We start from the raw sequence: 21,327 nt of genomic DNA, 5'->3' as shown, positions 1-21,327 counted from the left end.
GGAAGATTGGCAGTTCCGCTGCCCCGCTACCGATCAATCCTTGTCGACAGAATGATCGACGAAGACGTCCGCTCCACCCCGTCCATCGCCCCGATCTCGTCGAGCAATGCGTCAAGATCGCGGATCGACGGCGCGTCGACGATGACGATCATGTCGAAATTGCCGCTCACCGAATGYAGCGTCCTGACCGGCGGCAGCGCTTCGAGGCTGCGCACCACCTTGTCGGCGAGCTTGGGCGTGACGGTGAGCAGCACATGCGCCTTGACCAGTCCCTGCTCATAGTCGGGCGACAGCCTGACGCCGTAGCCGGTGATGATGCCGCGCTGTTCCAGCCGCTCGATGYGGCTTTGCACCGTGGTGCGCGACACGCCGAGCTTTCTTGCCAGTTCCGCCGTGGAGGCGYGCGCGTTGGCGCGTAGCAGGGAAAGCAGGGCTTGTTCCGCATTGCTGAGCATTGTGACGAATCCCTTCGGCATATTGCCTGAACTTAGGCTTCACTTTGYCAGATTCCACGCTTCCTTTCGACAGGCAAGCTGCCATGATTCCCGCCAACTCGAATTGGCAGGGGAATTGATCCATGAAGAACATCGTTGTCGTCGGCGCCGGCAAGATCGGCTCGACCATCGCAGAAATGCTGAGCTCCACGGGCGACTACCACGTCACGCTCGTCGATCGCTCGGCCGCGCAACTCATGGCCGCCGAATTGCCGGCCGGCGTCGAGACACAGGAGCTTGACATCGCCGCTCCCGGCGCGCTGGAAAAAGTCCTTGCCGGCAAGTTCGCGGTGCTGAGCGCCGCCCCATTCCACCTCACCACGCGCATCRCCGAGGCAGCCGCCGCCACCGGCGTGCATTATCTCGACCTCACCRAAGATGTCGTCAGCACCCGCCGGGTGAAGGAGCTGGCGCGTGAGGCCAAGAGCGCCTTCATCCCGCAATGCGGCCTGGCGCCCGGCTTCATCTCGATCGTTGCCAACGATCTCGCCAGCCGCTTCGACACGCYGGAAAGCGTGCGCATGCGCGTCGGCGCGCTGCCGCAATATCCGTCGAACGCGCTGAACTACAACCTCACCTGGAGCACTGACGGCGTCATCAACGAATATTGCGAGCCCTGCGAGGCGATCGTCGAGGGCGAGCTGGTCGAAGTGCCGCCGCTGGAGGAGCGCGAGGAATTCTCGCTCGACGGCGTCACCTATGAGGCGTTCAACACCTCGGGCGGGCTGGGCACGCTGGCCGAGACGCTGAAGGGCAAGGTGCGCACGCTGAACTACCGCACCATCCGCTACCCTGGCCACGCGGCGATCATGAAGGCGCTGCTCAATGACCTCGGGCTGCGCCACCGCCGTGACGTGCTCAAGGATATTTTCGAGAGCGCGCTGCCGGCGACGCTGCAGGACGTGGTCATCGTCTTCGTCACCGTCTCGGGCCGCAGGAACGGCCGCCTGTTGCAGGAGACCTATGCCAACAAGATCTACTCGCACCGCGTCGGCTCGGTCGTGCGCAGCGCCATTCAGATCACCACCGCTTCCGGTATCTGCGCCGTACTCGACATGCTGGCCGACGGCAGCCTGCCGGCGAAGGGCTTCATCAAGCAGGAAGACATCGCGCTCGATGCCTTCCTCGCCAACCGCTTCGGCCGCGCCTACGCGCAGCACGAGATGGTGAGCCGCCTGGCGAGTTGAGCTCCTACCCYCCCCCTTGTGGGGAGGGTCGGCGCGCAGCGCCGGGGTGGGGCAGCGCCCTACGAGAACCCCCACCCCGCTCCGCTTCGCGGATCGACCCTCCCCACAAGGAGGAGGGTAGCCCCTCAAACATGCAGCGCGTGGCCCAGCGCCTTCAGCGCCGCTTCTTGGAAGCCTTCGCCCTGTGTCGGATGGGCGTGGATGGTGCCGGCGATGTCCTCTAGCCGGGCGCCCATTTCGAGCGCCAGGCCGAAAGCGGTCGACAGTTCCGAGACGCCCTGCCCGACCGCCTGGATGYCGAGCACCAAGTGGTTGTCGGCGCGCGCCACGACACGGACGAAACCGTCCTCGCCCTGTTTGGTCATCGCCCGGCCGTTGGCGGCAAACGGGAACTGGCCGATCTTGATCTCGCCGGCGAGCGCTTTCGCCTCGTCCGGCGACAGGCCGGCGGTGACGAGCTCCGGATCGGTGAAGCAGATCGCCGGGATCGAGCGCTTGTCCCAGCTTCTCTTGTGGCCGGCGACGATCTCGGCCACCATCTCGCCCTGGGCCATGGCACGATGCGCCAGCATCGGYTCGCCGGTGACATCGCCGATGGCATAGATGCCCCGCATCGATGTGCGGCACTGGTCGTCGATGCGGATGAACCTGCCCGCCATATCCAGGTCGATCTGCTCCAGTCCCCAGCCCTCGGTCAGCGGCTTGCGGCCGACCGTGACCAGGATCCTGTCGGCGGCGACCTTGGCGTTCTTGCCCTCGGCGGTGTCGACCAGCAGCGCGTCGCCCTTGGTCGACAGCCCCTTGGCCTTGGCGCCGATCATCACCTCGACGCCGAGCTCGCCAAGGCGCTTGACGACCGGTCGGGAGAGTTCCGCATCATACTGCGTCAGGATACGCGGCAAGGCTTCGACCACGGTGACCTTGGCGCCCATCTTGGCGAAGGCCATGCCGAGCTCGAGCCCGATATAGCCGCCGCCGACGACCGCGAGCTTCTCCGGCACTTGGCTCAGCGCCAGCGCCTCGGTGGAGGAGATGACCGGACCGCCGAAGGGCAGGAACGGCAACTCGGCCGGCGCCGAGCCGGTAGCGATCACCACCGCCTCGGCGCGGATGACCTGGCTTCCGGTCTCGGTCTCAACCTCGACGGTCTTGCCGTCGCGGAACGTCGCCCAGCCTTGGACGGTCTTGACCTTGGYCTTCTTCAACAGTCCTGCGACGCCCATGTTCAGCCGGCTAACGATGCCGTCCTTCCAGGCGACCGTCCGCGCYAGATCGAGTATCGGCGCGCCGACCTTGATGCCGAGCGGGTCCTTGCCGCCGGCCATATGCGCTATTCTGTCGAACTCTTCCGCGGCATGGATGAGCGCCTTGGACGGGATGCAGCCAACGTTGAGACAGGTGCCGCCCGGCTTGCCGAACTCGACGATCACCGTATCGACGCCGAGCTGGCCGGCGCGGATGGCGCACACATAGCCGCCCGGCCCGGCACCGATGACGAGCAGCTTGCAGGAGATTTCTTTCATGGGGCCCTCGTTGCTGAGCAAGGGGATTGCAGCGGCGAAAGTGAGGAGATCAATCGCAGATTTTGGCGATTGGCCGCAGCCTCCTGAACTTCGTCATCCCAGGGCGAAGCAGGAGCGAAGCGACGTCGCGAAGACCCTGGGATCCATGCCGTGACATTGGAGCGCCGCATTGGTGCAAGGTCTTGCTCCGCCGCACCCTTCGGCGTCGGGCACGGCATGGATCCTCGGGTCAAGCCCGAGGATGACGAACGCATGGAAGCCTGCGGCCAATAGCAAAGGGCACAGCCTCGCAGCCAGGGACCTGTCGAGGGCGACCATGCCAAAGCCAAAGAGCGAACTCCTCTAGCCACCCCTCAATCCACAAAGATCAGCGCCGGCGTCTCAAGCAGCGCCTTGATGCGCTGGACGAAGACGGCGGCGTCCCAGCCGTCGATGACGCGATGGTCGAAGCTGGAGGACAGGTTCATCATCTTGCGCGGAATGAACTGGGTGCCGTCCCACACCGGCCGCACCATGATCTTGTTGACGCCGACAATCGCCACCTCCGGATAGTTGATGACCGGCGTGGTCGCCACGCCGCCCATGGCGCCGAGCGAAGTGATGGTGATGGTCGAGCCTGAAAGCTCGTCGCGCGTCGCCGTGCCGGTCTTGGCGGCGTCGGCCAGCCGGTTGACCTCGGCGGCGCAATCCCACAGGTCGCGGGCCTCGGCATGCTTGACCACCGGCACCACCAGCCCGGTCGGCGTTTGCGCGGCGATGCCGATGTGAATGCCTTCATGCTGGTGGATCACGCCGGCTTCGTCGTCGAAGAGCGCGTTGAGATTGGGCTGGTCGGCGATCGCTTTGATCATCGCCCGCATCAGGAAGGGCAGCAGCGTCAGCTTCGGCCTTTCCGTCCCCTTGGCGCCGCCCTTTTCCTTGTTGAGCGTTGCACGCAGCTCTTCCAGCGCCGTGACGTCGATCTCCTCGACATAGGTGATATGCGGGATGCGCSATTTGGCGAGCGCCATCTTTTCGGCGATCTTGCGCCGCAGGCCGACGAGTTTGATGTCCTCGACGCCCTCCTTGGCAGCGAGGCCGGTCGCGCGGGCAAGCTGCGGACCGCGAGCAAGGAAGGCGTCGATGTCCTCATGGCTGATGCGCCCAGCCGGACCGCTGCCCGGGACCTGGCGGAGATCGATGCCGGCTTCCTTTGCGCGCAGCCGCACTGCCGGCGAAGCCAGCGGCTTTTCGCCTTCCGGGCGCGGCGCGCCGGTGACGGACGCCGGGCGCGTGCTTTTCGGCGCCGCGACGGAAGTCTGCTCCGGGACTATTGCCGGTTTTGGCGCCGCTTTCAGAGCGTCCGGTGCTGGTTCAGGCTTTGCCTTGGTGGGCTCGGCCGGTGCTCCAGCTTTCGGCGCGGCCTTGGCTGCGCCGTCTGCTTTCACATTCCCCTCGCCGGCCACTTTCAGCCGCACGATCGGCGAACCGATCGCCACCGTATCGCCGATCTCGGCGCCGAGCCAGAGGATCTCGCCATCGACCGGCGATGGGATCTCGACCGTCGCCTTGTCGGTCATGACGGCCGCAAGCACCGTGTCCTCACGCACGAGGTCGCCGATCCTGACGTGCCATTCGACAAGCTCGGCCTCGGCGACGCCTTCGCCGACATCGGGAAGCTTGATCACATATTCGCCCATCGTGCGGCCTCCCTCAGGCTTCCATGGTCTCGACGAGCGCGCGCCCGACCCGCGCCGGGCCGGGGAAATACTCCCACTCCTGCGCATGCGGATAAGGGGTGTCCCAGCCGGCGACCCGCGCCACCGGGGCCTCCAGATGGTAGAAGCAGTTTTCCTGCACCAGCGCGGCCAGTTCGGCGCCGAAGCCGGAAGTGAGCGTCGCCTCATGCACGACGACGCAGCGCCCGGTCTTCTTCACCGAGGTGACGATCGTGTCGAGATCGAGCGGCAGAAGCGTCCTCAAATCGATGATCTCGGCATCGATGCCGGTTTCCGCAGCGGCCGCCTCGGCGACATAGACCATCGTGCCGTAGGCGAGCACGGTGACAGCCGAGCCCGGCCGGCGGATCGCCGCCTTGCCGAGCGGGATCGTGTAATGRCCGTCGGCGACCTCGCCGAGCTCGTGCTTCGACCAGGGCGTCACCGGCTTGTCGTGATGGCCGTCGAACGGGCCGTTATAGAGCCGCTTCGGCTCGAGGAAGATCACCGGATCCGGATCCTCGATCGCCGCGATCAGCAGCCCCTTGGCGTCATGCGGATTGGAGGGCACCACCGTCTTCAGGCCGGAGACATGCGTGAACAAGGCTTCCGGGCTCTGGCTGTGCGTCTGGCCGCCGAAGATACCGCCGCCGGTCGGCATCCTGACCACGATCGGGCAGGTGAAATCATTGTTGGAACGGTAGCGCAGCCGCGCTGCCTCGGAGASGATCTGGTCGTAGGCCGGGTAAACATAGTCGGCAAACTGCACCTCGACGCAGGGCCTGAGGCCGTAGGCGGCCATGCCGATGGCGGAGCCGACGATGCCGGATTCGCTGATCGGCGCGTCGAAGCAGCGGGTCCTGCCGTATTTGGCCTGSAGGCCTTGCGTGCAGCGGAAGACGCCGCCGAAGAAGCCGACATCCTCGCCATAGACGATGACGCGCTCGTCGCGCGCCATGGCGACATCCATTGCGTCGCGGATCGCCTCGATCATGGTGCGTCTCGGCATGGTCAGACTCCCGCCTGCTGGCGCTGGCGCCTGAGATGTGGCGGCATCTCCGCATAGACGCCTTCGAACATGTCGCGCGTCGACGGCTTGCCCCCGGCATGCAGCGTGCCGTGGCTTTCGGCTTCCTTCTGCGCCGCGATCACGGTCTCCAGGATTTCCGCTTCCGCCTGGGTATGGCGCTGTTCCGACCAGACGCCCTTGTGGATGAGATGGTTCTTCAGCCGGATGACCGGATCGCCGAGYGGCCAGGCGTCCGATTCGGCCTTCGGCCGGTAGGCCGACGGATCGTCCGAGCTCGAATGCGCGCCGACGCGGTAGGTGACATATTCGACCAGCGTCGGCCCGAGATTGCGGCGCGCCCGCTCGATCGCCCATTTGGCGACCGCATGGACGGYGAGATAGTCGTTGCCGTCGACGCGCAGCGAGGGGATGCCGAAGCCCAGCCCGCGCGCCGCAAAAGTGCCTGAGCCGCCGCGGGCGATGCCCTGGAAAGTGGAAATGGCCCACTGGTTGTTGACGACATTGAGCACGACCGGCGCCTTATAGGTGGAGGCAAAGACCAGTGCGGCATGGAAATCGGATTCCGCCGTCGAACCGTCGCCGATCCAGGCCGCGGCAATGCGCGAATCCTTCGAGATCGCCGCGGCCATCGCCCAGCCGACAGCCTGGATGTACTGCGTTGCCAGATTACCGGAGATCGAGAAGAAGCCATGCTCCTTCGAGGAGTACATGATCGGCAGCTGCCGGCCCTTCAGCGGATCGGCCTCGTTGGAATAGATCTGGTTCATCATCTTGACCATCGGGTAGCCGTCGGCGATCAGCAGACCGGCTTGCCGGTAGGTCGGGAAATTCATGTCGCMCGGCTGCAGCGCCTTGCGGAAGGCGCAGCTCACCGCCTCTTCGCCCAGATGCTGCATATAGAAGGAGGTCTTGCCCTGGCGCTGCGCCATCTGCATGCGCGCGTCGAAGGTCCTCAGCGTCATCATGTGGCGCAGGCCTTCGAGAAGTTCCTCATCGCTAAGCAGCCCGGCCCAGGGTCCGACGGCTTCGCCCGCGCGGTTGAGCACGCGGGTGATCGAGAAGGCCATGTCGCGGATTGTGCGCGGATCGACATCGATCTCCGGGCGCGGTACCGAGCCAGCCTTGGGGATGGTCACATTCGAAAAGTCGGGCGTGCCGCCCGGTCGAACCTCGGGCTCGGGCACGTGAAAGCGCAACATTCCAGCATCGGCCATGAGCTCACGTCCTCCAATGTTGCCGGTGCGATATTTGCACATCCGCGCCGCCAGACCAGTGCCAATTCGTCGAGTCTGGGTACGGCCGTCCTCCCCGGTCATCTGCCCTGTGGAGCCCGATGCGGCACATCGGCGACAAGATGCAGATATGGCGGCGAAATTTCTTGTCGATCTTTTCAGGCGCTGCGCAATTTGGCGAATGGCTGTAGCGGTTTAGGCGCAAGAGGCGGTAAATCCCACCGGTGGGAAGCGCTTCGGTATTTGCCGATGGAGACGCCGCCCCTCATCCGCCTGCCGGGACCTTCTCCCCGTATAGTGACCGGGAGAAGGTGGCCGGCCGCAATCTAGGCCTTCTTCCTGCCACGCTGGCTATTGGCGAAACCATCGATGAGAGCACCCTCTCCCCGTCACTATACGGGGAGAGGATGCCGGCAGGCAGGTGAGGGGCAGCGCCAACGCCCGGTAGGGTGGGATCAATGCAACAACGCACAGTTCACCGAGCATTCCCATCGTGCTAACTCACCCCACATGGCACAGAAGAAGGGATACGAGGTCGATTCGTGGCTGGCGCGGCCGGATCCTGGCATGGGAATCGTCCTGCTTTACGGCCCGGACCGCGGCCTCGTGGCCGAGCGGGCCAAGACCTTCGCCGCGAAGACCGGCCTGCCGCTTGACGWCCCGTTCTCGGTGGTCAAGCTGGACGGCGCGGAAGTCGACCGCGACGAAGGCCGCCTGCTCGACGAGGCGCGCACGGTGCCGATGTTTTCCGACCGGCGCCTGCTTTGGGTGCGCAATGCGAGCGGACAGAAGGCGCTGGCCGACGACGTCAAGGCATTGACGACCGAGCCGGCGCGGGATGCAATCATCCTCATCGAAGCCGGCGACCTGAAGAAGGGCACCGGCTTGAGAGCCATCGTCGAGGCCGCCGGCAATGCCATCGCCCTGCCCTGCTATGCCGACGAGGCCCGGGATCTCGATTCGGTGATCGACGACGAACTGCGCAAGGCCGGCATGTCGATGACACTCGAGGCCCGACAGGTGCTGCGCCGCAATCTCGGCGGCGACCGGCTCGCCTCGCGCGGCGAGATCGAGAAGCTGGTGCTCTATGCCGACGGCAAGAAGGAGATCGACCTCGACGACGTCAATGCGCTGTCCGGCGACGTCTCCGGCACCTCCCTCGACGACGCGGTCGACGCCATGCTCGATGGCAAGGTCGGCGATTTCGACGTTGCCTTCACCCGTCACTGCCAGTCGGGCGGCCACCCTTTCCTGGTGCTGTCCTCGGCGATGCGGCAGCTGCAGGCGATCCAGGTCATGCGCGGCCAGATGGAATCCGGCGGCCGCAACGCCGCCTCGGTCGTGGCCGCCGCTCGGCCGCCGGTCTTCTTCTCGCGCCGCAAGCTGGTGGAAAAGACGCTCGAGCGCTGGAACAGCGAAGCGCTCGGGCGGGCGCTGAACCGGCTGCAGGGCGCCGTGCTGCAGACGCGCAAACGGCCGGACCTGTCCGAAGCGCTGGCGCGCCAGGCGCTGCTCGGCATCGCGGTGGAGAGCGCGAGGCTGGGGCAGCGGTAGGGCCGGCGAGCCGAAACCTTGCACCCGCATGCAGGCCGGTGCCATAACGCCACCGGCTCATAGGGAATGTTGAGATGACGACACCGGTGAGAGACCTTTCCCTGCGCATCCCTATCGACGGCCGGCGCCGGCAGATGCTGATCGGCGGCGAATGGCGCGATTCGGTGAGCGGYCGCACGTTCGAGACACGCAATCCCGCCGCCGGCGCGGTCATCGGCACCGTTCCGCAAGCCGATTCCAGGGACATCGACCTGGCGGTCACTGCTGCGCGGCGCGCCTTCGAAGGGCCGTGGAGCCGCTTCAAGCCCTATGAGCGCCAGCTGCTGCTTTTRAAGATCGCCGATGTGATGGAGCGCCATTGGGAGGAACTGGCGCTTTCCGACACCACCGACATGGGCATGCCGATCACCCGCACCTTGGCCAACAAGAACCGCGTGCTCGGCATGCTACGCTTCTATGCCGGCATGGCGACGTCGATCCACGGCCAGACGATCGGCAATTCGYTGCCGGGCGAGATCATCTCCTACACGCGCAAGGAGCCGGTCGGCGTGGTCGGCGCGATCATCCCCTGGAATGCGCCCACCGCGGCCTCGATCTGGAAGATCGGCMCGGCCTTGGCCACGGGCTGCACCGTCGTCCTGAAGCCGTCGGAAGAAGCGCCGCTGACGCCGCTCCTGATCGCCGACCTGATGCAGGAAGCCGGCGTGCCGCCCGGCGTTGTCAATGTCGTGACCGGCACGGGCGCGGAGGCCGGCGCGCCGCTTGCCGCGCATATGGATGTCGACAAGGTCGTCTTCACCGGCTCGACCGCCACGGGCCAGGCCATCCTGCGCGCCTCGGCCTCCAACATGAAGCGGGTGTCGCTGGAGCTCGGCGGCAAATCTCCGGTGATCGTCTTGGCCGATGCCGATATCGAACGTGCCGTGCCGGTCGCGGCCATGTCGGTCTTCGCCAATTCCGGCCAGATCTGCATTGCCGGGTCGCGGCTCTTCGTCGAGCGGCCGATCTATGAGGAATTCGTTGAGCGGGTTGCTGCCTTCGCCGCCAAGCTCCGCATCGGCGACGGCGCCGATCCCGAGACGGAGATCGGGCCGTTGATCTCGCCGCGGCAGCTCGAACGTGTCGCCGGTTTCATCGAGGACGGCGCGCGCGAGGGCGCGCGGCTGGTGACCGGCGGCACCCGCATCACCGAAGGCGCCTTGGCCGCCGGGAACTTCCTCACGCCCGGCGTGTTTTCCGGTGTGACCGACGGCATGCGCATCGCGCGCGAGGAGATTTTTGGCCCGATCATCTCGGCGCTGCCTTTCGAGACGCTGGACGAGGCGGTGCGGCGCGGCAACGATACCCCCTACGGCCTCGGCGCCGGGGTGTTCACGCGGGATGTCGGCAAGGCGCATCAGCTCGCCAACCGGCTGCGTGCCGGCTCGGTCTGGGTCAACACCTATCACGCGATCGACCCCGCCGTGCCCTTCGGCGGCTATAAGATGAGCGGCTATGGCCGCGAGGGCGGAGCTGAGCATCTCGACGAATATCTCAACACCAAGGGCGTCTGGATCCGCACCGACTGACGGATTTCCGGCTTGAAAGGTTGCAGCTTGTCGGCAGGTAAGATTCAATTGTTCGTTTCGGCGAACCATCGCAGACGTTCGGGATTGGCGGCCGCGTTCCTAACGCCGTCATCCCAGGGCGAAGCAGGAGCGAAGCTCAGTCGCGAAGGCCATAGGATGACGAAGCGGTGGGCGCTGCGGCCGATCTCCAAGGCATGCGGCCCGCTGATCGGAAGCTCATCCGAGCAGTGAAAATTTCTAGGTCAGGTAAACGGAAAGCATGAAGAAGATCGGATTTCTTTCGTTCGGGCATTGGTCGCCCTCGCCGCAATCCGGCACGCGCTCGGGCTCCGACGCGCTGTTGCAGTCGATCGACCTTGCGGTCGCGGCAGAGGAGCTCGGCGCCGACGGCGCTTATTTCCGTGTCCACCATTTTGCCCGCCAGCTCGCCTCGCCTTTCCCGCTGCTTGCCGCGGCCGGCGCCAAGACCAAGCGCATCGAGCTCGGCACCGCCGTCATCGACATGCGCTACGAAAATCCGCTCTACATGGCGGAGGATGCGGGCGCCGCCGACCTGATCGCCGGCGGGCGTCTGCAGCTCGGCATCAGCCGCGGCTCGCCCGAGCAGGTGATCGACGGCTGGCGCTATTTCGGCTACGTGCCGGAAGAGGGCAAGACCGACGCCGACATGGCGCGCCGACACGCCGAGATCTTCCTCGATCTGTTGCGCGGCGAAGGCTTTGCGCAGCCCAATCCGCGGCCGATGTTTCCCAATCCTCCCGGACTGCTCAGGATAGAGCCGTTCTCGGCGGGATTGCGCGAACGCATCTGGTGGGGCGCGGCCACCAACGCCACCGCCGAATGGGCGGCAAAGCTGGGCATGAACCTGCAGAGCTCGACCCTCAAGTTCGACGAGAGCGGCGAGCCGCTGCACATCCAGCAGGCCGAGCAGATCCGCGCCTATCGCGCCGCCTGGTATGCCGCAGGTCACAGCCGCCAGCCGCGCGTGTCGGTGAGCCGCAGCATCTTCGCCCTGGTCAACGACATGGACCACGCCTATTTCGGCGGCAGCCAGGGCGAGGATCATTTCGGCTATATCGAGCCGGAGCGGCGCGCCGTGTTCGGCCGCACCTATGCTGCCGAGCCGGACGTTCTGATCGAGGAGCTCAAGGAGGATCAGGCGATCGCCGAGGCCGACACGTTGCTGCTCACCGTGCCCAATCAGCTCGGCGTCGACTACAACGCCCATGTCATCGAGTCGATCCTGAAGCATGTCGCGCCGGCGCTTGGCTGGCGGTGACGCTGGGGCAACTCGACGGGCCCGTCCGCGCCGGATGGCAAAGACGCCATCGGGCGCGTGTTCTCGGCCTCACGATATTGACACTTGCCAATTTCCCGCTCCTACTTGCGTAATCGGTTACGTAACCGATTACCACACGATCAGAAGGCGGAGGGAAAATAGGCAAGGTGTCGGCGCCACCAGCCTCAGCGGCGTCAAGGGCTCGATCATCGGCACGCTGCTCGGTGCCGGCGACAATTGCAAGGCGTTCGCAATCGGCCTTGTCATCGGGCTCGCCGTCATTCTAGACGCGTATCGGGAGAAGCTGTTGCGGAAAATTCGTCAGGAGAGCCGCGGAGACCAAGGCCTATGACTACGATTGCCGATGTCGCGCGCTATGCGGGGGTATCCGTCGCCACGGTCTCGCATGTGATGAACCGCACGCGCCATGTCGAGCCGGAGACGGCCGAGCGCGTGCGCGCGGCGATCGCCGCCTTGCGCTACAGCCCGAATTCGCTGGCGCGGAGCCTGAGGCGCGGCGAGACCAAGACCATCGGCCTTTTGCTCCCCGACAATTCCAACCCGTTCTTTGCAGGCGTGGCGCGCCAGATCGAGGATGCGGGATTCGTCGCCGGCTATACGGTGATCCTGTGCAATTCGGACGGCAGCGCCGAGAAGGAAGAGCGCTATCTGTCGGTGCTGATGGCAAAGCAGATCGACGGGCTGATCTTCGCCGGCTCGTCCGAGCATGCGCGGGTGTTCTCACACCTTYCCACCGCCCTGCCGGCGGTGCTRCTCGATCGCGAGATCCATTCCGTCCATGTCGATTCCGTGCTGGTCGACCACGATCACGGCGGCTATCTCGCCGGCCGGCATCTGGTCGGACTCGGCCACGAGCGGATCGGGGTCATCGGCGGGCCGCGCGATTCGAGCTCCAGCCCCGCCCGCCTGCGCGGCTTTACCAGGGCGCTCGGGGAAGCCGGCCTCGACCTGCCCGCGTCATCGGTGGTCGATTCCGACTATCATTTCGCCGGCGGCCGCCTGGCGATGGAGCGGTTGATGGAACAGGCGCCGGAGATCACCGCCGTGTTCGCCTGCAACGACCTGATGGCCATGGGTGCCATCACCGCGCTGCGCTCGCGCGGATTGCGGGTTCCCGACGACATGTCGCTGGTCGGTTTCGACGACATTCCCTATGCGGTCACCACATGGCCGCCGCTGACGACGATCGCCCAGCCGGTCGAAAAGATCGGAACGCGGGCGGTAAGCCTGCTGCTCGAGCGCCTTGGCGAGCCGGCGGCACCGTCGCGCCGCGAGGTCTTGACGCCGGTTCTGGTCGAACGGGAAAGCTGCGCCCCCCGGCGCTGAACCACGGCCGTTTCGATGCCGCTCACGGCTTGAAGGCGAGCAGCGAGATGCTCTTCACGCCAAACTTTCTGCTGGCGCTGCGGGCATTGTCGGAAATGAACTGATAGGTCGGGTTCTCCTGAACCTTGGCTATGTTAAGCCCGGCGGCGGCGATCTGCGAACGGTAGCTGTCCTGCTGCGCCGCACCGCCGATGCAGGCCGCCCAAAGCGTCGAGTTGCAGACAATCGTCTCGGGCAGCTGCACTTCGGTGACGATATCGGAAATCGCCAGACGGCCACCCGATTTGAGCAGGCGCGACGCTTCGCGGAAAACGGCGCTCTTGTCCGTCGCCAGGTTGATCACGCCGTTGCTGATGACAATGTCGGCCGAGGCGTCTGGCAGGGGCACGTTTTCTATGTAGGCGCCTACATAGGTCACGTTGTGAAAGCCGTCGCGGTCGCGCAGCCGCTCCGCCTTAGAACGCTGCTCATCCGTCATGTCGATGCCGATCACGGTGCCGCCGGGCCCGACCTTAAGGGCGGCAACGAAGGAATCCATGCCCGACCCGCTGCCGAGATCGACGACCGTTTCGCCGGGCTTCGGATCGGCAAGATCGAAATAGTAGCCGACCCCGGCGAAGGACTCGATCGCCTCGGCGGGAATGCGGTCGAGATCCGCCGGCGCATAGCCGATGCGCTCCGCCAGCGCCCGCCCCATCTCGAAATGGAATTCRCCGTGCGGGTTTTCCGCAACGCTGCGATACATCGCCTTGACCTTGGCTTCCAGCTCGCTCGGATCGAATGCAACCATAGTTGTCATCATGAACCTCCCGGCACCGTAAGTCATCTCAAAAACTGAGCGTTGCCGCTCCATCCTTGATCAGTTCGTGCATCTTGCTCGCACCAGTGATCTCGACGCCGGCGATCAGACCATTCTGCTCGTAGCCCCGCGCCTTCACGCAAGGCGTGCAGGCCCACAGATTGCCGCCGCGGGCCAGGAGATCCTTGATCAGTGCGGCCAGGGGCTCGAGCGGATGCACCACGAGATTCTCGACGGMCCGCTTGCRGACCAGATCGACGGCGGYGCTGGTCAGGAATATCGAGACTTTCAGCCCGGCGGTGATTGCGCCGTTGGCGATGGTGAAGGCGACGGAAGACAGCTCGTGATCGGCTCCCTGCGTGACGACCACCACGAGGTTGCGGTCGGACTGTGCCATGTTCGCTCTCCTTGTGTTCTCAGCGGTGCGGGCTTGAAGGCCGRCATTGCCTGCCGGCTCTCATTTCGGTCGCAAAGCGGCTGTGCGCGGCGGAAAAAGATGTTAGTTTTCATGATACTGGCCGAGGCGTCGGCGGGTAATGACCGCGACGCCGAATTCGTTGCTCGATCCTCTTGGTCAATCMTTTTGGGGGCTGGCGGTGAACGTGTTGCTGGATGTGTTGCGGACGCTGCGCCTCTCGGGAGGCATCTTCCTCGATTGCGAATTCAGCGCGCCCTGGTGCGTCACCGCGTCGGCTATCGGGCCGAACGAAGTCGGCCTGCTTCAGATGCCCTTGCCGGCCCATGTGATCGCCTATCACTATGTCAAGGAAGGGCGCGTGTTCCTCCAGATTGCCAATCAGGAGCCGGTTGCAGTCGAAGCAGGGGAGATCATCGTCTTTCCCGCCAATGACGGGCATCGACTTGGCAGCGATCTCAACGTCGAGGCGGTCAACGCCAAGGCGCTCGTCGAGCCGCCCGCGAATGGCAGCCTGGCGCGGATCRCATATGGCGGTGGCGGCGAACGCACACACATCATGTGCGGCTTCCTCGGCACCGATGYGCCGAACGATCCGGTGATCAGAGCCTTGCCGAGCCTGCTCAAGCTTGCGGTTTCGGAAGCGGATTCCGTCGGCTGGATCGAGACGTCGCTTCGGTTCGGCGCGCGGGAAATGGCGGCAGGGCGCCAGGGCTCGCTGACGCTGCTTGCCCAGCTCGCGGAATGCTTGTTCATCGAGGCGGTGCGCCGTTATGTCGAGTCGATACAGCCGCACGAGCGCGGCTGGCTTGCCGGGTTCACCGATCCCGTGATCGGAAAGGCCGTCAATCTGCTTCACGCCAAAAGCGACCATCACTGGACGGTCGATGAGCTGGCGAGCGAGCTTGGCCTTTCACGCTCGGTTTTTGCCGAACGCTTCGCACGCGTCATGGGCGAGCCTCCGATGTGCTATTTCGGCAGGCAGCGCCTGCGCTTTGCCGCACAGCAGCTGCGCAGCTCGCACGAGACTGTGGCACGGATCGGGTTTCAGGCCGGCTACGAATCCGAAGCCGCATTCAACCGGGCGTTCAAGCGCGAATTCGGCGTCGCGCCGGCAGCCTGGCGAACCAGGTCGGCCGCCGCTCCCCAATAGGCGCGATAGCCGTCGGTCAGCAYCCGTYGAAAGGGYGRGCTGGGCGGACAGCGCGCCGGTTGCAGCTTGGGTTGCCAATTGCCGACGCTGGCGGCGCTGACCCTCATTCGCCTGCCGGCACCTTCTCCCCGTATAGTGACGGGGAGAAGGCGGCTGGCCGTGGTCTCGGCGCTTGTCCTGCGACGCTGGCGGTTGGCGAAACCGTCGAGGACAGCGCCTTTCTCCCCGTCACTATACGGGGRGAAATGCCCGGCAGGGCAATGAGGGGCAGCGCTGACCTGGCAAGCAAAGAGCGAAGTTTTCGGAACTGCGATAGCCCTGCGTCAATCCTTACGAAGCTCCTTCACGCCGCCGGCTGCATGGCGGCCCTCAGCAGCATGCCGAACAGGTCGCGGGGCTCGTCGGGGTCGGCGAGCAGGTCGAGCTCCTCATAGAGGCCGGTGGCCTGGAGCTGGTCGCRGACATAGCGGAGCGCCGAAAAATCCTCGGTGGCGAAGCCGACGGAATCGAACAGCGTGATCTGCTTGGCCGACTTGCGGCCCTCTGCCTGGCCGGTCATCACCTGCCACAGCTCGGTCACCGGATGGTCGGCGTCAAGCTRCTGGATCTCGCCCTCGATGCGTGTCTGCGGCGGAAACTCGACAAAGATGTCAGAGCGCAAAAGGATGTCGCGATGGAGCTCGGTCTTGCCAGGGYAGTCGCCGCCGACCGCGTTGATGTGAACGCCGGAACCCACCATGTTGTCGGTGAGGATAGTGGCGTACTGCTTGTCGGCCGTTACCGTCGTGATGATGTCGACGCCTTCAACCGCATCCTGTCCGGTCGCGCAGATGGTGATGTCGAAGCCCTTGCCGGCAAGGTTGCGGGCGCATTTTTCCGAGGCCTGGCGGTCGATGTCGTAGAGCCGCAGCCGGTCGATGCCAAGCAATGCCTTGAAGGCGATGGCCTGGAATTCGGACTGGGCACCGTTGCCGATGATGGCCATGGCGCGCGATCCTTTCGGCGCCAGATATTTGGCCGCAAGCGCGGAGGTGGCGGCGGTGCGCAGCGCCGTCAGGATCGTCATCTCGGTGAGCAGCATCGGATAGCCGGAGCCGACATCGGCGAGCACGCCGAAGGCGGTGACGGTCTGGCGGCCCTCGCGCATGTTCTTCGGATGGYCGTTGACATATTTGAAGCCGTAGAGCCGGCCGTCGCTGGTCGGCATCAGCTCGATGACGCCATCATGGCTGTGCGAGGCGACGCGCGGCGTCTTGTCGAACAGCTCCCAGCGGCGGAAATCCTCCTCGATATAGGCGGCGAGCTCGATGAGGAACCGCTCGACGCCGACGGCGAGGACCAGCTTCATCATGCGGTCGACGCTGACGAAGGGGACGATGGCAAGGCGGGAAGGCTGGGTCATGGTCAGAGGCTTCCGGAATGGCTGCGGGTCGGCCGGTCCATGATGCGCCGGCCCATCAGGCTGGCGGTGAGGTCGACCATCAGGATTGCGGTGCGGCCGCGCTCGTCGAGGAACGGGTTCAGTTCGACCAGGTCGAGGCTCGAAACGAGGCCGCTGTCGGACAGCATCTCCATCACCAGATGCGCCTCGCGGAACGTGGCGCCGCCAGGCACCGTGGTGCCGACGGCCGGCGCGATCGAGGGGTCGAGGAAGTCGACATCGAGACTGACATGCAGCAGCCCGTTTTCCTTTTCGACGCGGCTCAAGAAGGCGCGCAGCAGCGGGGCGATGYCGTGCTCGTCGATGGCGCGCATGTCGTGCACGGTCACGCCCGCCTCCTTCAGCGCGCGGCGCTCGGCCGGATCGACGCTGCGCAGGCCCATGGCACAGACGCGGGCAGGCTCGACGGCGACGGCCAAGTCCGGGAAGTAGCCCGTAAAGCCCGCCCGGCCGCTGGCATAAGCGAGCGGCACGCCGTGCAGATTGCCGCTGGTGGTGGTGTCGAGCGTGTGGAAATCAGGATGCGCGTCGAGCCACAGCACGAAGAGCGGCCGGCCATGTTCGGCCGCGCGGCGCGCCACGCCGGAGACCGTGCCGGCGGAGATCGAATGGTCGCCGCCGAGAAAGATCGGCATGGCATCCTTCGATGCCGCGTAAGCGGTCTCGGAAATCGCCGCCGTCCAGGCGGAAATCTCCGGCAGCRCCTTCAGAGCGAGATTGCCATGGGCGAGAGCGCGCGCCGCAGTCTTCTGCACCGCGCCCCAGTCCTCGACCTCATGGCCGAGCTCCGACAGAACTGAGACAAGCCCCGCGGTGCGCAGCGCGCTCGGGCCCATCTCGCATCCCATCCTGCCCGCACCGTCCTGCACCGGCGCGCCAACGATCCTGCAGCGCATGATTCCTTCCGCCCTTTGYGATTGATCGCGGGAAGTGAAGCACTGCGGCCTGGCGGTTTGAACAGGCAAAATTGGCATTTCGAAAACAGTGATCTATCATAACGGCTAGATAGATTGATCRAACTGGGCAAGCATGGATGCGCTCGACGAAAGACTGGTGACGCTTCTGCGGCATGATGCGCGGCGCAGCGTCTCCGATCTTGCGCTCGATCTCGGYGTATCGCGCGCAACGGTGAGGGCCCGCATGGAGCGGCTGGAAAGGTCGGGCGAGATCATCGGCTACACGGTGGTGCTGCGCGCCGATGCGGTGGACCAGCGGGTGCGCGGCGTCATGCTGATCGAGATCGAGGGCCATGCCGCGGACCGCGTCATTAGGGCGCTCGGCGGCTTTCCCGAGGTTTCGACCATCCACACCACCAACGGCCGCTGGGACCTGGTGGTCGAGCTCGGCACCGCGTCGCTGACCGATTTCGACGCCGTGCTGCGGCGCATCCGGCTGATCCCCGGCATAACCGGCAGCGAGACCAGCCTTCTGCTCGCGACGCCGCGCACGACCCGGGCCCGRCTCGCGTAGCTCCTGTCATCGGCAGCCGTATCCCGGCGAGTGTGGTCCTATGGACGCTTCGCCCTTTGAAATCATGCACAGCGCGTGCCGGCTGTGAAATGCGTGACAGTCGGTCACTGGCCGCAAGACCTTAGTCCTGCTTGCCGTTCATTAGAAGCGCCACATATCATTGGGGCGGCAAGGGGWTAATTGATGGCAGGACTGCTCATTGGCTGGGGGATTGGGACATTTGTCTATTTCAAAATTGTGATGGACTGGGTGTTCGATGCCGATATCACGCTCACCGCGGCGGCATTGATAACGGCGCTTGAAGCTGCGTTGGCCATCTTCGTGACCGGCCTCCACGCCGTCCAGCTTCTCAACTACGATTGGACGAGGAGCTCCCTTCTTCTAGGCTTCCGCACCGCTGTCGCCAGGACAGCCTTGGTCCTCGTCGCGACGATCCTCTTCGACATCGTTTGCGCGCGATTGGTGGTGTACGGATTCTCAAAGGATTTGAATCTGGAGATTCAAAACTTCTGCCGAAGCGGCTGCTTCGTGCACGGGACCATTTTGAGGTTCAGCCTGATCGTCACGGTTCCGCTGCTGCTTCACTATGCCATCATGGTCGTCGGGACATACCGAACCGCCAGATAGAGGCGCCGCAAGCCTGCCTCTCCGTCAGCCTGCGCGAAAGCYCCCTACTCTCCTCATCATTTGTCAGTTAGAAGTGGAGCGCCGAGGTCACGCAACTTGCCTGCCAGTCGGTTCGAAGCTCCAGTCGGACGTCACACATGCCTTCCCTTCAGCGACGCCTGGACCGCTTTCTGAAAAGTCGCTCGGCTCAGATCAGGCGCATGAAGATACCCTTCATCGATCGCCTCGCGATGGTGCGCCGTTATGGCGATTTCTCGCTCGCCTATTCGACCGCCGTGCAGCACGGACTTCATTACTTCGGCGACGCAGATGGCTACGTCGCCTACGGATCCAAGATGCAATTTCATTTTGCCCTTGGCGATCCGGTCGCTTCTCCTTCCGAGAGGCCCGACTACATCCGCCGGTTTGTCGAAGCGGCGGGCAGTCCGATGTTCGTGCAGATCAGCGAGGCGACGGCGCGGGTGCTGGCGGAACTGGGCTACCGGATAAACCGGCTCGGCGTCGATACGCGCCTGGTGTTGCCGGAGCATGATTTCTCGGGCAAGCGCAATGAGACGGTGCGCTATTCGGAGCGCTGGCTCAGCAAGAAGGGGTTCGCCTTCGCGGAGGTCGACGCGCAAGGTCTCTTCCTCGACGAAGTCAACCGTTTGTCCGAGAACTGGCGCGGCGATCGCGTCGTCAAGCGCTGGGAGATGGCCTTTCTAAATCGGCCGTTTTCCGCCCATCTCGGCGCCCATATGCGCCGCTTCGTTCTCAAGAACCCGGATGACGAGTTGATCGCGCTGCTCGATTTCGATCCTCTGTTCAGACAGGACCGGGTCATCGGCTACACGACGGCCTTCAAGCGCAAGCATGTGGACGCCTCACCGCATGCGGAGGTCGGCTTGACGAAATTTGCCRTCGACTGCTTCCGCAAGGAGGGCGTGTCCGTCGTCACCCTCGGCCTGTCGCCGCTGCTTGAAACCGGCCCAAGCGGCTTTTCCGAGAGCGAATTCTGGCGAAATGCCTTTCAGACCGCCTATCAATCCCCCTGGGTCAATCAGACCAGGTTCAACCTGCAGGGACAGGCGGCGTTCAAGCGCCGCTTCCACGGCGTGGAGGAGCCGACCTATATCGCCTTCCGCAAGGGTTCGCTGCTGGAGATGCTTGGCCTGCTGAGGCTGATAAAGGCTGTCTGACCTCGCTGTGCCGCCGGCGTGTTCAGATCGGAGCAGCAGGGACAGGCTTGCGTTTTCCAGTGACTGTCGTTTACGGGCTGGTTATCCAGTTCGCCAAGGTCCGTGCCTGCCTGTACCAAAGAAGCCCGCCTGTGCTCGGAGAATTTTGGAGAAGGATGAATTGCTTTGGTCAAAGACTCGCACGAGAGTTAGGGGCATGGCGACTCATAAGCCAAGGCGGTCCGGTCGGAGTCGAACGGCATCCGCAGGGATTRCAGCGGGCGGTAGCGGGCTCCTGTCTACCTTCACAACGCGCTGGTGATAGTTGAGAGTGGCCGTGCGGAAGAGACGATCCGTCCTCGACAAAGCAAAGGCCGCCGACCTTCGACCGCAAAGCGTCGCCAGCAAGCGACTGCAGACGCTCTTTGGTCGAGCAAGGAATTTCTTTAAGCGTCCTTCGCGCCATGCCGACAAAGCGGTCGCATGGCATATTCGGCAGATCGACAAGAACGTCGGGCGCAGAGACTGGCAGGCGGCGCGGGACCATGTGCTGGCGCTTGGACTGCTCGGCGAAGGCCTTGGCGATCCCAGTCTCATGGACGAAGCCGGGCGCGGGCTGAAACGCCTCACCGGAGAAAATCGCGCCTGGCAATTGATAGCATCGAGCAAGCGGGTACCGGGCAGGCCGGAGTGGGATGGCGGCGATCTCAAGGGCCGCACGCTTGTCGTTGAACGTCGCGGAGGCGATCTTGCAGTTTTCTTCCAGTTCGCGTCGCTGCTAGGCCCTGCTGCGGCGGCTGCCGATCGGTGCATCGTCTACGTCGAGCCAAGAGTGGCGCCRCTCCTTCGGAGAACCTATCCTGCGCTCGATGTCAGGATTGAGGGGGAAAAGGAGGTTTCGGCGGCAGATGGAAATGTCTTTGCTTGCCTAGAGACGCTGGCGAGGTACTTCTGGCCTGATGAACCGCAAGTACGTGCACCCTTCGTCCCCTTGGAGCCGGACCGCACCTTGGTCGCCGAACTGCGCCGCAACTATCTCGATCGCRGCCCCGGTCCCTTGATCGGATTCGCTTGGGGAAGCCTGAACAGGAAGAAGGACCTGCCGGCCTTGGAAGATTGGCGAATATTGCTCGGCAAGCTGCCAGGACGTCTTGTCAGTCTTCAATATGGCGATGTTTGCCCGGCACTCTGCGAGTTCGAGCGCTGGGCGCCTGGCCGTATCGTCCATGATACTTCGGTGGATCAGCTTTCGGATATGGACCGCTTCGCCGCGCAAGTCTCGGCGTTGGATATGGTGGTGACGATCAGCAACACCGGAGCCAATCTGGCTGGAGCGTTAGGCGTCCCAACGATC

19 protein-coding genes are annotated in these 21,327 nt (G+C 64.5%); 10 read left to right on the top strand and 9 right to left on the bottom strand.

Translation table 11 applies throughout. The annotated features are described in order from the left end of the window. Positions 1-26 precede the first annotated feature (26 nt). Positions 27-455, bottom strand: a complete 429-nt coding sequence (locus ORS3428_RS28080; protein WP_071101549.1) for an Lrp/AsnC family transcriptional regulator — start codon at positions 453-455, stop codon at positions 27-29. Positions 456-577: 122 nt separating this feature from the next. Here ORS3428_RS28080 and ORS3428_RS28075 point away from each other — a divergent pair, with 122 nt between their 5' ends. Continuing rightward, positions 578-1,681, top strand: coding sequence for a saccharopine dehydrogenase family protein (locus ORS3428_RS28075; protein WP_071101541.1), 1,104 nt, complete (start codon positions 578-580; stop codon positions 1,679-1,681). A gap of 125 nt (positions 1,682-1,806) precedes the next feature. Here the strand turns inward: ORS3428_RS28075 and lpdA are convergent, their stop codons facing one another. From lpdA to ORS3428_RS28050, 4 genes are all read right to left on the bottom strand, one after another. Continuing rightward, on the bottom strand, positions 1,807-3,204 hold the full coding sequence (lpdA, locus tag ORS3428_RS28070) for a dihydrolipoyl dehydrogenase (protein WP_071101540.1): 1,398 nt from the start codon (positions 3,202-3,204) through the stop codon (positions 1,807-1,809). A 353-nt stretch (positions 3,205-3,557) separates the two neighbouring features. Next, the gene (locus ORS3428_RS28060; RefSeq protein ID WP_071101538.1) at positions 3,558-4,883 is read right to left on the bottom strand and encodes a dihydrolipoamide acetyltransferase family protein; all 1,326 of its coding nucleotides are present in this window, start codon (positions 4,881-4,883) and stop codon (positions 3,558-3,560) included. A 13-nt stretch (positions 4,884-4,896) separates the two neighbouring features. Next, positions 4,897-5,910, bottom strand: a complete 1,014-nt coding sequence (locus tag ORS3428_RS28055; RefSeq protein WP_071101537.1) for an alpha-ketoacid dehydrogenase subunit beta — start codon at positions 5,908-5,910, stop codon at positions 4,897-4,899. Positions 5,911-5,912: 2 nt separating this feature from the next. Beyond that, positions 5,913-7,145, bottom strand: coding sequence for a 3-methyl-2-oxobutanoate dehydrogenase (2-methylpropanoyl-transferring) subunit alpha (locus tag ORS3428_RS28050; protein WP_071101548.1), 1,233 nt, complete (start codon positions 7,143-7,145; stop codon positions 5,913-5,915). Positions 7,146-7,673: 528 nt separating this feature from the next. Here ORS3428_RS28050 and holA point away from each other — a divergent pair. From holA to ORS3428_RS28025, 4 genes are all read left to right on the top strand, one after another. Then, a complete protein-coding gene (gene holA / locus ORS3428_RS28045) occupies positions 7,674-8,717 on the top strand; it encodes a DNA polymerase III subunit delta (RefSeq protein WP_071101536.1) in 1,044 nt (347 codons plus the stop codon). A 74-nt stretch (positions 8,718-8,791) separates the two neighbouring features. Next, positions 8,792-10,285 (top strand): aldehyde dehydrogenase family protein, encoded by a 1,494-nt coding sequence (locus ORS3428_RS28040; protein WP_071101535.1) that lies wholly within the window; start codon positions 8,792-8,794, stop codon positions 10,283-10,285. Between the two features lie 259 nt (positions 10,286-10,544). Continuing rightward, complete coding sequence (locus ORS3428_RS28035) at positions 10,545-11,564, top strand: LLM class flavin-dependent oxidoreductase (protein WP_071101534.1); 1,020 nt, start codon at positions 10,545-10,547, stop codon at positions 11,562-11,564. 348 nt (positions 11,565-11,912) lie between these two features. Further along, positions 11,913-12,911, top strand: coding sequence for a LacI family DNA-binding transcriptional regulator (locus tag ORS3428_RS28025; protein WP_071101532.1), 999 nt, complete (start codon positions 11,913-11,915; stop codon positions 12,909-12,911). Positions 12,912-12,933: 22 nt separating this feature from the next. On the opposite strand, the gene ORS3428_RS28020 is transcribed toward ORS3428_RS28025, so the two are convergent. Both ORS3428_RS28020 and ORS3428_RS28015 read right to left on the bottom strand, forming a co-directional pair. Beyond that, on the bottom strand, positions 12,934-13,710 hold the full coding sequence (locus ORS3428_RS28020) for a methyltransferase domain-containing protein (protein WP_071101547.1): 777 nt from the start codon (positions 13,708-13,710) through the stop codon (positions 12,934-12,936). A gap of 28 nt (positions 13,711-13,738) precedes the next feature. Further along, positions 13,739-14,107, bottom strand: coding sequence for a DsrE family protein (locus tag ORS3428_RS28015; RefSeq protein WP_071101531.1), 369 nt, complete (start codon positions 14,105-14,107; stop codon positions 13,739-13,741). 199 nt (positions 14,108-14,306) lie between these two features. Between ORS3428_RS28015 and ORS3428_RS28010 the strand changes: the two genes are divergently transcribed. Next, positions 14,307-15,278, top strand: coding sequence for an AraC family transcriptional regulator (locus ORS3428_RS28010; RefSeq protein ID WP_201788346.1), 972 nt, complete (start codon positions 14,307-14,309; stop codon positions 15,276-15,278). Positions 15,279-15,621: 343 nt separating this feature from the next. Here ORS3428_RS28010 and ORS3428_RS28005 read toward each other — a convergent pair whose 3' ends face one another. Next, a complete protein-coding gene (locus ORS3428_RS28005; RefSeq protein ID WP_071101529.1) occupies positions 15,622-16,680 on the bottom strand; it encodes an ornithine cyclodeaminase in 1,059 nt (352 codons plus the stop codon). A 2-nt stretch (positions 16,681-16,682) separates the two neighbouring features. Further along, positions 16,683-17,615, bottom strand: a complete 933-nt coding sequence (gene rocF, locus ORS3428_RS28000; protein WP_071101528.1) for an arginase — start codon at positions 17,613-17,615, stop codon at positions 16,683-16,685. Between the two features lie 133 nt (positions 17,616-17,748). Here rocF and ORS3428_RS27995 point away from each other — a divergent pair, with 133 nt between their 5' ends. The 4 genes from ORS3428_RS27995 to ORS3428_RS27980 all read left to right on the top strand — a co-directional run. Next, complete coding sequence (locus ORS3428_RS27995) at positions 17,749-18,189, top strand: Lrp/AsnC family transcriptional regulator (protein ID WP_071101527.1); 441 nt, start codon at positions 17,749-17,751, stop codon at positions 18,187-18,189. Between the two features lie 183 nt (positions 18,190-18,372). Continuing rightward, positions 18,373-18,816, top strand: coding sequence for a hypothetical protein (locus ORS3428_RS27990; RefSeq protein WP_071101526.1), 444 nt, complete (start codon positions 18,373-18,375; stop codon positions 18,814-18,816). A gap of 137 nt (positions 18,817-18,953) precedes the next feature. Beyond that, the gene (locus ORS3428_RS27985) at positions 18,954-19,994 is read left to right on the top strand and encodes a phosphatidylglycerol lysyltransferase domain-containing protein (RefSeq protein WP_071101525.1); all 1,041 of its coding nucleotides are present in this window, start codon (positions 18,954-18,956) and stop codon (positions 19,992-19,994) included. A 316-nt stretch (positions 19,995-20,310) separates the two neighbouring features. Beyond that, a partial coding sequence (locus ORS3428_RS27980; protein ID WP_201788345.1) for a hypothetical protein occupies positions 20,311-21,327 on the top strand: 1,017 nt, incomplete at its 3' end.

The sequence above is a fragment of the Mesorhizobium sp. ORS 3428 genome (genome assembly GCF_001854785.1).
Lineage (GTDB): Bacteria > Pseudomonadota > Alphaproteobacteria > Rhizobiales > Rhizobiaceae > Mesorhizobium.
Note: the sequence above shows the minus strand (reverse complement) of the source record. Positions and strands in the feature narration are given on the sequence as shown.